This is a genomic window from Leucobacter luti (assembly GCF_004217175.1).
GTDB classification, from domain to species: Bacteria; Actinomycetota; Actinomycetes; order Actinomycetales; family Microbacteriaceae; genus Leucobacter; species Leucobacter luti.
Genome location: NZ_SHKI01000002.1, coordinates 742771 through 754720, shown reverse-complemented (window position 1 = coordinate 754720; position 11950 = coordinate 742771). Strand labels below are relative to the sequence as shown.

Genomic DNA, 11950 nt, shown 5'->3' with positions numbered 1-11950 from the left:
CGCGTCTACTCGCCGGCGTCGCGCACAGGGTTGCGGAGGATGCCGATTCCCTCGATCTCCACCTCGACGACGTCGCCCGATACGAGCGGGCCCACCCCAGCGGGCGTGCCGGTGAGGATCACATCGCCCGGGAGCAGCGTGAACGCCTGCGAGGCGTACGAGACGATGCGCGCGAGCGAGTGGATCAGCTGGCCGGTGGTGCCGTCTTGGCGGGTCTCACCGTTCACCCGCGTGGTGATCCGCGCGTTCGCGAGGTCGGGATCCGTCTCGATCACGGGGCCGAGCGGGCAGAACGTGTCGAAGCCCTTGCCGCGCGTCCACTGCCCGTCCTTGATCTGGAGATCGCGGGCGCTCACGTCGTTGGCGCAGGTGAAGCCGAACACGTACTTCAGCGCGTCCTCCTCGGGGACGTCCTTCGCGAGCGCGCCGATCACGAGCGCGAGCTCGCCCTCGTGCTCCACCCGCTCGGAGATCGCCGGCCGCACGATGGCGTCGCCCGGGCCGATCACCGAGGTGTTCGGCTTCAGGAACAGCAGCGGCTCCTCGGGCGTCTCCCCGCCCGTCACGTCCTTCATCTCCTCGATGTGGTCGGCGTAGTTCTTACCGACGCACACCACCTTTGAGCGCGGAATCACCGGGGCGAGCAACCGCACCTGCTCCAGGCGGAAGCGCCGCCCGGTGGTGTCGTAGCCCGCGACGATCGGGTCGCTCACCAGCTCAACGAGCTCGACACCGGTCCCGTTCTCTGCGGCGTCGAGCACGCCGAACGAGATCTCGCCGTCGACCTGGAAACGTGCAACCTTCATCGTGCCGCCGCCGTCTCTGCCGCGCCCGCCGCCGGTTCGGTGATCTGCGAGAGCCAGCCGTGACGGTCCTCGCGGGTGCCGAACTGGATACCGGTGAGCTCTTCGCGCAGCGCCATCGTCAGCTCGCCGGGCCCGGACTCGCCGAAGTCGATCGCGAAGTCCTCGGACTTTAGCTGCCTGATCGGGGTGATCACGGCGGCAGTGCCGCAGGCGAACGCCTCGGTGATGGTGCCCGCGGCGACACCCTCGCGCCACTCCGACACGGTCAGATCGCGCTCCTCGACCGCGTGGCCGCGATCCTTCGCGAGCTGGATCAGGCTGCGGCGGGTGATCCCGTCGAGGATGTTTCCGTTGAGGCGCGGCGTGAGCAGCGTGCCGTCGGCGCGCACGAGGAACAGGTTCATCCCGCCGAGCTCGTCGATCGTGTCGACCGTAGCGGAGTCGGTGAACAGCACCTGCTGGCAGCCGTTGTCGGCGGCCACCTGCTGCGGCAGCAGCGACGCGGCGTAGTTGCCGCCGCACTTCGCGGCGCCAGTACCGCCGCGGCCGGCGCGAGCGAGATCCCGCGAGAGCCAGATCGACACCGGCTTCACGCCGCCCGAGAAGTATGGGCCGGCGGGGCTCGCGATGATCATGAAGCGGGCGCGCTCCGCGGCGCGCACACCAAGGAAGCTCTCGTCGGCGATCATGAACGGGCGCAGGTACAGGCTCTGGTCGTACCCGCTCGGCACCCAGTCCGCGTCAATCCGGACGAGCTCGCGCACGCCCGCCACGAACAGCTCCTCGGGGATCTCGGGCAGCGCGAGCCGCACCGCCGACTCGTTCAGCCGCCGCGCGTTCGCCTCGGGGCGGAACGTGACGATCGAACCGTCGGCCCGGCGGTACGCCTTGAGCCCCTCGAAGATCTCCTGGCCGTAGTGCAGCACGGAGGACGCGGGATCCATCTGGATCGGCCCGTACGGAATCACCTCGGCGTCGTGCCACCCGGCGTCCTTGGTCCACACCACCGAGACCATGTGGTCGGTGAAGACGTTACCGAACCCCGGATCCGCGAGGAGCGCCTCGCGCTCGGCGGCGGGCAGCCGATCAGCTTCGGTGTGGGTGAATGCCAGGTCAGTCATGAGGATACTTTCTCGCGAGGGCGGATGGTGCGCGGCGGGGCGCGCGGCTTAGCGGGCGGGGATCGCGGCGATCACCGCTGCGCCGACCGTGGCGGTCGGGCGGGGAGCTGACCCCCGGGTGGCAAGATCGGCGCGTACCGCGTCGCGGACGCGGTCGCCCTCGGCGCCGAGGCCCAGGTGGTCGAGCAGGAGTGCCGCGGAGAGGATCGCCGCGGTCGGGTCCGCCTTCTGCTGCCCTGCGATGTCGGGAGCAGAGCCGTGTACGGGCTCGAACATGCTCGGGAACGTGCCGTCGGGATTGATGTTTCCGGAGGCTGCGAGCCCGATGCCGCCGCCGATCGCGCCGGCGACGTCAGTGAGGATGTCTCCGAACAGGTTATCAGTGACGATCACGTCGAAGCGCGCCGGATCCTGCACCATGTGGATCGTCGCGGCGTCGACGTGCATGTAGTCGACCGCGATCTCCGGGTACTCGGCCGCGACCGTCTGCACGATGCGCTGCCACATCGAGCCGGCGAAGACGAGCACGTTGGTCTTGTGCACCCAGGTGAGCTTCTTGCGGGGGCGGGCCTGCGCCGCCTCGAACGCGTAGCGCACCACGCGCTCCACGCCGAAGGCCGAGTTGACCGACACCTCGGTCGCGACCTCGTTCGGGGTGCCGGGGCGCAGCGTGCCGCCGTTGCCGGCGTACGGGCCCTCGGTGCCCTCGCGCACCATGAGGAAGTCCACGGCACCCGGATCGCGCAGTGCCGATTCGACGCCGGGGAACAGCGTGCACGGGCGTACGTTCGCGTAGTGCTCAAAGTCAAAGCGGAGCTTGAGCAGCAGGCCGCGCTCGATGTTCGCGTGCTTGAGGCGCGGGTCGCCCGGCACCCCGCCGACCGCGCCGAACAGGATCGCGTCGTGCTCGGCAATCTGCTGCTGCTCGTCCTCGGGCAGGGTGTCCCCCGTCGCGAGGAACCGCTCGGCGCCGAGCGCAAACTCGGTGCGCTCGAGCGCCACGTCGCCGCCCGCGAGCACCGCGTCAAGCACGAGGTTCGCCTGCTCAATCACCTCCGGGCCGATGCCGTCGCCGGGAATGACTGCGAGCTTGATGGTGCGGGTCACTGAGCGCTCCTCTTCGTGCCTGGACAGAACTGCCTCAAGCATACTTCGGCGGGGCCCCCGGCCGCGCGTCCGCGCGAACTCCCCCGGTCTCGCGCACGCTCCCCCGTTCCCACCTGTTCCCGCGCACGCTCCCGAGTTCCCGCCCGTTCCCGCGCACGCTCCCCCGAGCTCATGCAGGAGATTCGAACTCAGGCGGACGAAACCCGGGAAATCCACACGCGCGAGCTCGGATCTCCTGCGCGAGTTCGGATCTCCTGCGCGAGCTCGGATCTCCTGCGCGAGTTCGGATCTCCTGCGCGAACTCGGGCTCGCGGGGCGGGGCCAGCGCGGGGCGGGGCCAGCGCGGGGCGCGGCTCGCTGCGCGGTGCCAGCGCGGCGTACACACGCGCGGCCCGCAGAAACGAAGAAAGCCTCACCCGAAGGTGAGGCTTTCTATCCGGTGACCCCAGCGGGATTCGAACCCGCGTTACCGCCGTGAGAGGGCAGCGTACTAGGCCGCTATACGATGGGGCCGGATGTGATGCTGGCCTCGGGGCTTCCCCCGCTGCCGTGGCAACTCATATATTCTGACATGCGGGCAGCCCCGCGGCAAATTCGGCCGAGAATCCCGGGTGTGTCACGCGGAATCCCGCGGTTTTTGGCGGGCGGCTCACGCGTCGGCCAGACTCGGCTTGAGCCGGCTCCGCGCCCACCCGGCGAGCGCGATGAGGGTCACGACGGTCACGACGACCGGGATCAGCGCGCCGCCCGCTGCCGCACCCCAGCCCCAGCTCGCGCCGAGCACGGCCCCCACGAGCACGGACACGACCGGGCCGTCGATGGTCCAGAGGAACACGTTGACGCTCGCGAGGTCGCCGGCCGGGGTGGGCACGGGCGCGAGCAAGCGCAGCGGGATCGACCCCTTGAGCGCCGCGGCGATCCGGAGCAGCACGACCGAGGCCGCGAGGACCGGCCCGGTGGCGAGCGCGAGCAGCGGCATGCCCGCGCCGGCTCCCGCACCGGCGAGCAGCACGCCGAGGCACACCGCGAGCCCCGCAGCGAGCGCCGGGACCGCGCTGTGGCGCAGGATCAGCCCTCCGGGTCCGAGCGGCAGCAGGGGCGGCGAGCCGGCGCCGGAAGCCGCCGTGACGATCCCGCGGCACCAGGGCTGCAGCGAGAGCGACGCGAGCGCCGTGGCCGCTGCCCCGAGCAGCGCGGCGCCGACGAAGCCCTGCCCCGGGGCGAGCGCGGCGGCCCAGCACGCACCCGCGGCGGCCACCCCCACGAGCGCGGCGAGGCTGCGCCCCGGCGCCCGCGCGAGGCCGAGCAGGTCGCGGCGCACGAGCGTACCGAACACGGTCTCGGCCGGCCGCAGGCGCAGCCGCCTCCCGCTCCGCACGGGCGTACCGAGCCGCGCGAGCGCCGCGTTCGGGTCCCCCGTCACCGCGAGGGTGCTCGCGGCGTCCCAGTTGACCGCCTGCGCGCGCAGCAGCTCGCGCGGCAGCCGGGCCGCAAACGGGAGCGCCCCGGCGAGAGCGACGACCGCGGCCGCGAGTGGGATCGCCATCGTGGCCCAGACACCCGGCACGAACACGGCGACCACTTCGAACCCCCCGGGTCCGCCAGCGAGAGACACCGCGGCACCGGTTTCGAGGAGCCGGGCCGCCGCAGACCACGGGTCCCAGAGCGCTCCGAGGCTGAGCTGCGCCGCCGCGAGGCCCGCGAGCACCGCCGCGACGACCGCGCGGGTGCGTGGTCCCCGCTGCCCGAGCAGCAGCGCCCCCACCACGAGCACGCCGAGGCCAGCCCCCGCGGCGACGGTGGCCACCGCGAGCTCCCACGGCAGCGGCCCGACGAGCGCGAACACGGTGGCCACCATGCCGCCGAGGAGCGCCCCACCTGCCGCGCCGCCGCCGAACCAGCGGAGCACCGGAGGCGCGAGGAGTCGCCATCGCGGGATCGCGGTGGGAAACAGCAGGTCAAGCTGCGGCAGGCCCGCGCGCGCCGGGCCGCCGCGCCCGCCGAGCAGCACCACGCCGGCGACCAGAAGCGTGAGCACCGCGGCGAACTGCGCCGGGAACGACAGCGCGGAGTCCGGCAGCACCGGGACGGCGGCCAGGATCGCCGTGCGCACGAACGGGGCGACCACGATGATGAGCAGCATCACGGCGACGTAGATCCGGTACGACACTTCACCGGCGGAGAGCCGGTCACCGCGCGCGCGACGCACCGCACGCACGGCGCGGAGCGCCGCCGCTCCCCCGCGGCTCCGGGTCTTGCCGCCCCCGCGGGCCACGCCGCCGCTGCGGGTCATGCTGCCCCCGCGGGACCCACCACGAGCTCGGCGTCGGCGACGCGCGCCACGAGGGCCGCATCGTGCGAGGCGAACGCCACGGCGACGCCCGCCGCGCGCGCGGCCAGCAGCGCCTCCGCGACGATGCCGCGCCGATCAGGGTCGAGGCGCTGCTCGGGCTCGTCGAGCAGCAGCACCGAGCACGGCCGCGCAAGCGTCATCGCGAGCGAGACGAGCTGCCGCTGGCCACTCGACAGCTCGTGCGGGAATCGCTCCGCGAGCGCGGCAATACCGAAGCGCTCAAGCGCGCCGTCGCCGAGGCCAGCCCACACGGGCAGGTCGTCCGCGCCCGTCGCACCGCCCCCCGGGTCCACGCGCCGCTCCCCCGACCACGCGGCGGTGATCAGGGTCTCGTGGTCGCGCAGTGTGAGGTCCGGGTACAGCGTCGGCGGCTCAATCACTGCCGCGACGTGGCGCCGCACCGCGTCGTCGCGCTCGTCGAGCGGCCGCCCGAAGAGGGTCGCCGCGCCCGCGGTTGGCCGGAGCCGACCCGCGAGCACTCGCAGCAGCGTGGTTTTGCCCGCGCCGTTGGGTCCGCGCACGGCGACGCACGCGCCCGGCGTCAGCGCGATCGAGGTCTCTGGCAGCAGCTCGGCACCGTCGATCTCCACGGCAACGGCCACGGCCGCGAGCACCGCCGCGGGAACCTCCGGCGCCGGGTCCTGGCCGCGCGCGATCACTTCGCTGACCGGACCAGCTTCGCCGCCGCGCGGCGCTTCAGCCACTTGTCGATGATGAGGGCCATGATGATCCAGCCGCCGAGCGCGGTGATCACCCAGAGAATGATGGGCGCGAGCACCCACGAGTCGACGCCGCTGATCTCGATGCCGTCGGGAAACAGCGTGGCGACCCACAGTGCGAGCAGGGTGGCCACGAGCCCCACGCCGCCCGCGAGCGGCGCCGCGTAGCGCTGCGCCATGTTCATCACGAACGGGCCGAGGATTGCCTGCGCCAGCACAAACACGCCGAGCGCGATGAAGAAGCCCGCGAGGTGCAGGGTGACTCCCGGCAGCGTGAAATGAATCACGAGCAGGCCGATCGCGCTGAGCACCAACTGCGACAACAGCTGAAACAGAAACCGCATGGAACTCCTTAGTCCGGGTGCGGCCCGTGCCGCGCGCACTCAGCGTATCGCAGCGGCACGGCGACCCGCTATTGCGTCGGAGGGCGCTCCCGGAACCACTTCGCGGGGAGGTCCGGGCCGTCCCAGACCTTGATGATGCCCCAGGCGACCGCCGCGATCGGCACCGCGAGCACCGCGCCGAGCACGCCGCTCAGCACCGTGCCGACGGTCAACGCGAGCAGGATCACGAGCGAGTGGAGCTTCAGCGCGCGGCCCATGAGCACCGGCTGCAGGAAGTTCCCCTCAAGCTGGTTCACGAGCACCACGACACCGACGACCAGCACGGCGCTGAGCGGCCCGTTTGCCACGAGCGCGACGAGCGCGGCGAGAATGCCGGCGACGGTGGCGCCGACGAGCGGAATGAACGCGAGCACGAAGACGAGCACCGAGAGCGGGAGCGCGAGCGGCACCTGCAGGATCATGAGGCCGATCCAGATCCCGATCGCGTCTACCGCAGCCACGGCCGCGGTGCCGCGCACGTACGAGCCGAGCGTCGCGACGGTCTTGTCGCCCGCGCGTTCGGCGCGCGCGAGGCCACGCCCCTCAAACGGGCGCAGCAGGAAGCGCCAGATCTGCGGCCCGTCCTTGAGGAAGAAGAACAGCACGACGATCATGAGCACGAGGCCCGTCACGAAGCCGGTAACCGCACCGACGCCCGCGAGTGCGCCGGACCCAAACTGCGAGCTCGTGAGGAAGTCGACCACGGCGTCCTGCCACTCCGAGATCTGCTCCGAGCTCGGCGCGAACGGCAGCGACTGCACCCACTCGAGCACCTGGCTAAACCCGTCTTGAGCCTGGCTTGCGAGTTCGTCCCACTCGTCGCGCACGGCCCACACGATGAGCCAGCCGACCCCGGTGAGCAGCAGCGCGATCGCGAGCAGCACGAGCACCGTGGCGAGCGCGGGAGGCACGTTGCGCGCCCGCAGCCAGCGCATCACCGGCGAGAACGTGCTCGCCAGGATGAGCGCGAGCAGGATCGGGATCACGACCGTGCTGAGCGAGCGCAGCCCGAGCACCACGAGCGCGGTGAGGGCGAGCACGATGATGACCTGCAGCGAGCGGGTCGCGAGCAGGCCGAAGCCGTCGCGCCAGAGCCCTGAGCGCGCGCGGCGCGGCGATGCCCCCGCGGTCTCGGCGTCGCCCGCCGCGTCTCCGGCGGCAGGGGCGTCACCCCCGGTGCTGCGTTCGAGCAGCGCGACGCGAATCGCGAGCTCCTGTCTGGCGCGTCGTCCGAACACGTGTGCCTCCCCGATCCTCGCCCTGCTTGTCCGGAGTCTACGCGCGCACTGCGCGCTCCGCGATGAACTCGCGCAACCGCGCCGCATCGTTGCCCATCTCGGTGACGTGCTGCGGCAGGTCGAGCAGGCCGGCGAGGTGCTCGGGCATGCCGGGCCGCTCCCCGGTCGCCTCGAACACGATGTCCGGGAACTTCTCGGGCTTCGCCGTCTCGAGCACCAGCATGGGAATGCCCGGCTCGGTGTGCTCGCGCGCCACCTTCACGCCGTCGGCGGTGTGCGGGTCAATAACGATCCCGCTCGTCGCGTGCACGTCCCGAATCGTTGCCACGCGATCGGCGTGCGTGCTCGTGCCGCTCTGGAACCCGAACTCAGTCTCGAGCCGGTGCAGCTCGGCCGTGAGGTCGATCGTGCCGGTCTCCGCGAGCTCGGCCCACGCCGCGGCGAGGCGCGCCGGATCGCGGTCGAGCAGGTCGAAGATGAAGCGCTCGATGTTCGACGCCTTCGAGATGTCCATGGACGGGCTCGACGTCGCGTAGGTGTCGGCCGCGGCGCGCGGCGTGTAGACGCCGGTGCGGAAGAAGTCGTCGAGCACGTTGTTCTCGTTCGCGGCGAGCACGAGGCGGCGGATCGGGAGGCCCATGGTGCGCGCGAGGTGGCCGGAGAGGATGTTGCCGAAGTTGCCCGACGGCACCGTGAACGACACCTCGAAGGCGGCGCGATCCGCGGCTGCGACCCCGTCTGTGGCGCGGAGCCACGCCCAGAAGTAGTAGACCATCTGCGCGCTGATCCGCCCCAGGTTGATCGAGTTCACCGTGCCGAGCGTGTGCGCCCGCTTGAAATCGAGGTCGCCGGAGAGCTCCTTGACGAGATTCTGGCAGTCGTCGAAGACCCCCTCGACGGCGATGTTGTGAATGTTCTCGTCGGTGAGCGAGTACATCTGCGCGCGCTGGAAGTCGCTCATGCGGCCCTGCGGCGACAGCATAAAGACGGCGATCCCGTCCTTGCCGCGCAGCGCGTACTCGGCGGCCGAACCGGTGTCGCCCGAGGTGGCACCGATGATGTTCAGCGTGCGGTCGGCGCGGGCGAGCACGTATTCGAGCGCCTGGCCGAGGAACTGCATCGCCATGTCCTTGAACGCGAGCGTGGGCCCCTCGGAGAGGCCGACGAGCGTGATCGCGTCGTCAAGGCGCGTGAGCGGCACGATCTCGGCCGCCACGAACTTGTCGGCGGCGTAGGCCGCGCGGCACATCTCCGCGAGGTCGTCGCGCGGGATATCGGTCGCGTACAGGCTGAGGATCTCCGTCGCGAGCTCCGGGTAGCTGAGACCGCGCAGGGCCTCGATGCGCTCTGCGCTCAGCTGCGGCACGGTCTCCGGCACCACGAGGCCGCCGTCAGTGGCGAGCCCCTCCAGCAGAATCGCGCTGTACGGTGCCGGCGCCATGCCGCCGCGGGTCGAAATGTACTTCAACTTTGCTCCTCGTCGTTGGTGCCGCCACCATTCTATTCAGCTGCGTATGCCGACACCGCCCGGCACCGCCCGGCACCGCCACGAAACCGGCCGTGCCCGCCGCCCTGCACCCATCGGACGGCGACCCCATCCGGGGGGCCGGGTGCGGACACAGCGCGCTAGCTACCAGCTGACCGGGAGCGCCTTGCCCTCCTCATAGCCGGCCGCCGACTGGAGCCCCACGCGAGCCCGCGTGTGGAACTCCGCAAGGTCGGTGGCGCCGGCGTAGGTGAACGACGAGCGCACGCCCGAGGTGATCATGTCGACGAGGTCTTCCACGCTGGGGCGCTGCGGGTCGAGCAGAATCTTCGACGACGAGATCCCCTCGGCGAACAGCTCCTTGCGCGCGAGCTCGTATGGGTCGAGGCCGCCAAAGCGCCCGTGCACGGCCTTCGCCGAGGCCATGCCCCACGATTCCTTGTACTGCTGCCCGTCGGCGTCGGTGAGGAGCTCGCCCGGCGACTCGGCGGTTCCTGCGAACCAGGATCCGATCATCACGGAGGCGGCGCCCGCAGCGAGGGCGAGGGCGACATCTCGGGGATAGCGCACCCCGCCGTCGGCCCAGACGTGCGCACCGAGGTCGCGCGCGGCCGCCGCGGCCTCGAGCACCGCCGAGAACTGCGGCCGCCCCACGGCGGTCATCATGCGGGTCGTGCACATCGCGCCGGGCCCCACACCCACCTTGAGGATGGTCGCACCGGCGTCAACCAGGTCGTGCACCCCGTCCGCGGTCACAATGTTGCCCGCGACGATCGGCCGCCCGAGACCGAGCGCCCCGATCGTGCGGAGCGCGCGCAGCATTCCCTCCTGGTGCCCGTGCGCCGTGTCGACCACGAGCACGTCGGCACCGGCGGCAACGAGCGCGCGCGCTTTCGCCGCCACGTCCCCGTTGATCCCCACGGCGGCGGCGACCGCGAGCCGGCCGTCACCGTCCACGGCCGGACTGTAGATGGTGCGCCGGAGCGCCGAGCGCCGCGTGAGCGTGCCGACCAGCGCGTCGCCGTCGATCACGCCCACGGCCTCGGCCGCCTCGGCATCGCTCGCGGCGGCCCCCGCGGTCGCGGCCACCACGGCGTCGAACGCGAGCCGCGGGTCTGCGAGCTCGCCGAGCGCGAGCAGGGCGGTCGTCCCGTGCACGAGGTCGCCAACTCTTGCATCTGCGGGCACCGCGGCCAGGCGCTCGGCCGACAGGATGCCGCGCAGGCTCGCGGCCGGGACCCGGCCGGCGGCCACATCGGCGGCGCTGCGATCGGCGATCACGACGATCTGGCCGGGCGCGCGCGGGATGAGGCGCAGCGCCGCGGCTGCGGTCGCCTCGGAGCCGAGCACGAGCGGCGAGTCCACGGCGACCGGCTGCGCCTTGACCCAGCGAATTGCCTCCTCGGTCTCGGCGAGGCTGAGGTCCTGCGGCAGCACCGCGAGCCCACCGCGGCGGGCGAGCACGGCCGCGAGGCGCGGGCCCGTCACCGAGTTCATGTTGGCGGCGACCAGCGGCAGCGTGGCCGGAGTGCCGTCCCCCGGGCGCAGCTGCACGTCGAGGCGGCTCGTCACGGCTGAACGCCGTGGGACGAGGAACACGTCGGCGTAGGTGAGGTCGACGGTGGGCTGACTCCCGAGAAACTCCATGCCCCCAACGCTAGGCCATGAAATCTCGCGATGCACTGAACGGTCTGGGTACACTGGAGGCGGTGTCACACCACTGTGGTGCCCGCTGTGATTTTTCTGCGCCGCACCCGGCCGAGAACTCCGCCGCCCCGATCCCCCTTTCAAGGAGCGTGTCTCGTCATGTCTGACCCCACCCAGCCCACCCCGGATCCCTCGCAGCCGAACGCGGCGCCCGAGGCTGAGCAGCCGACCACCGCGCTCCCCGCCTCCGAGCAGGCGCCCGCGCAGCCCGCCCCGGCGTTCCCCGAGGCACCCGCCGCCCCGCAGGCGGCCCCCGCATACCCGCTGGCTCCCGCCTACGCCGCGGCGCCCCCGGCCCCGCCGCTCGACGGCCAGCCGGCCGGCGCACCGTACCAGGGCGCCCCCTACCAGGGCGCGCCGCAGCAGGCCCCGCTGAACACGCTCTCAGTGATCGCCCTCGTCGGCGGCATCCTGTTCAACATCGTCGGCATCATCTGCGGCCACATCGCGCTGTCGCAGATCAAGCGCACCGGCGAACGCGGCCGCGGCCTGGCCCTCGCCGGCACGATCATCGGCTACGTGAGCCTCGCAATCTCCGTGATCGCCACGATCAGCCTGATCGTCTTCGCGGGCGCGGCGGCCTCGATCGCGAGCGATTCGATCTCGCAGTCGCAGAGCTCGCTCGAGGAGCTCGAGTCGAGCCTGCCCGACACGAGCGACCTCGATTCAGACGACAGCGGACTGCTCCCCGAGAGCGAGACCGCCGATCTGCCCCGCTCGGCAGAGTTCTGCGCGGCGCTCGAGGATCTCACCGCGCTCGCTGAAGAGTCGACCAGCGCGGAGTCGATGGACGCGATGCTCGCCGCCTACACGAAGCTCGGCTCGATCGACAGCCCCAACCGCGCCGTTTACGAAGAGTTCGCGAAGCTCGCGGCCGATCCCACGTCCGTGACCCCGGACGAGGAGCTGATGAGCGGCTTCACCACGGCAATGTTCGAGGACGCGATGGCCTGCATGTAGTCTCCGCAGCACCGCACACAGAGCCCCGCGCGAGTTTTTCGCGCGGGGCTCTGTGTGTCTGTGCACGGCT

Annotated in this window: 10 protein-coding genes and 1 tRNA gene; 1 reads left to right on the top strand and 10 read right to left on the bottom strand. The window is 71.7% G+C overall.

Translation table 11 applies throughout. The features are described from left to right. Positions 1-5: 5 nt before the first annotated feature. The 10 genes from EV139_RS03095 to guaB1 all read right to left on the bottom strand — a co-directional run bounded on the left by EV139_RS03095 (position 6) and on the right by guaB1 (position 10860). Complete coding sequence (locus EV139_RS03095) at positions 6-806, bottom strand: fumarylacetoacetate hydrolase family protein (RefSeq protein WP_130452821.1); 801 nt, start codon at positions 804-806, stop codon at positions 6-8. After that, positions 803-1927, bottom strand: a complete 1125-nt coding sequence (locus EV139_RS03090; protein WP_130452820.1) for a branched-chain amino acid aminotransferase — start codon at positions 1925-1927, stop codon at positions 803-805. Before EV139_RS03090 ends, EV139_RS03095 begins: the two co-directional genes overlap by 4 nt. Positions 1928-1975: 48 nt before the next feature. Then, positions 1976-3034 (bottom strand): 3-isopropylmalate dehydrogenase, encoded by a 1059-nt coding sequence (locus tag EV139_RS03085; RefSeq protein ID WP_130452819.1) that lies wholly within the window; start codon positions 3032-3034, stop codon positions 1976-1978. Positions 3035-3474: 440 nt separating this feature from the next. After that, positions 3475-3547 (bottom strand) — tRNA-Glu (locus EV139_RS03080). 136 nt (positions 3548-3683) lie between these two features. Next, on the bottom strand, positions 3684-5327 hold the full coding sequence (locus EV139_RS03075) for a hypothetical protein (protein ID WP_130452818.1): 1644 nt from the start codon (positions 5325-5327) through the stop codon (positions 3684-3686). Further along, positions 5324-6091 (bottom strand): ABC transporter ATP-binding protein, encoded by a 768-nt coding sequence (locus EV139_RS03070; protein WP_241988949.1) that lies wholly within the window; start codon positions 6089-6091, stop codon positions 5324-5326. Before EV139_RS03070 ends, EV139_RS03075 begins: the two co-directional genes overlap by 4 nt. After that, positions 6043-6450, bottom strand: coding sequence for a phage holin family protein (locus tag EV139_RS03065; RefSeq protein WP_130452817.1), 408 nt, complete (start codon positions 6448-6450; stop codon positions 6043-6045). The genes EV139_RS03070 and EV139_RS03065 overlap by 49 nt, the downstream gene beginning before the upstream one ends. Positions 6451-6518: 68 nt before the next feature. Then, entirely contained in the window at positions 6519-7727 is a 1209-nt protein-coding gene (locus tag EV139_RS03060; RefSeq protein ID WP_130452816.1) for an AI-2E family transporter, read from the bottom strand. Positions 7728-7764: 37 nt separating this feature from the next. Continuing rightward, the gene (gene thrC, locus EV139_RS03055) at positions 7765-9195 is read right to left on the bottom strand and encodes a threonine synthase (protein WP_130452815.1); all 1431 of its coding nucleotides are present in this window, start codon (positions 9193-9195) and stop codon (positions 7765-7767) included. A 162-nt stretch (positions 9196-9357) separates the two neighbouring features. Further along, the gene (gene guaB1 / locus EV139_RS03050) at positions 9358-10860 is read right to left on the bottom strand and encodes a GMP reductase (RefSeq protein WP_130452814.1); all 1503 of its coding nucleotides are present in this window, start codon (positions 10858-10860) and stop codon (positions 9358-9360) included. A gap of 159 nt (positions 10861-11019) precedes the next feature. Here guaB1 and EV139_RS03045 point away from each other — a divergent pair, with 159 nt between their 5' ends. After that, entirely contained in the window at positions 11020-11880 is an 861-nt protein-coding gene (locus tag EV139_RS03045; protein ID WP_130452813.1) for a DUF4190 domain-containing protein, read from the top strand. Positions 11881-11950 lie beyond the last annotated feature (70 nt).

What these genes read in the sequence shown, in the direction of transcription:
- EV139_RS03095 (WP_130452821.1), bottom strand. Translation starts at nt 806, where the DNA reads ATGAAGGTTGCACGTTTCCAGGTCGACGGCGAGATCTCGTTCGGCGTG.
- EV139_RS03065 (WP_130452817.1), bottom strand. Translation starts at nt 6,450, where the DNA reads ATGCGGTTTCTGTTTCAGCTGTTGTCGCAGTTGGTGCTCAGCGCGATC.
- EV139_RS03090 (WP_130452820.1), bottom strand. Translation starts at nt 1,927, where the DNA reads ATGACTGACCTGGCATTCACCCACACCGAAGCTGATCGGCTGCCCGCC.
- EV139_RS03075 (WP_130452818.1), bottom strand. Translation starts at nt 5,327, where the DNA reads ATGACCCGCAGCGGCGGCGTGGCCCGCGGGGGCGGCAAGACCCGGAGC.
- EV139_RS03045 (WP_130452813.1), top strand. Translation starts at nt 11,020, where the DNA reads ATGTCTGACCCCACCCAGCCCACCCCGGATCCCTCGCAGCCGAACGCG.
- guaB1 (WP_130452814.1), bottom strand. Translation starts at nt 10,860, where the DNA reads ATGGAGTTTCTCGGGAGTCAGCCCACCGTCGACCTCACCTACGCCGAC.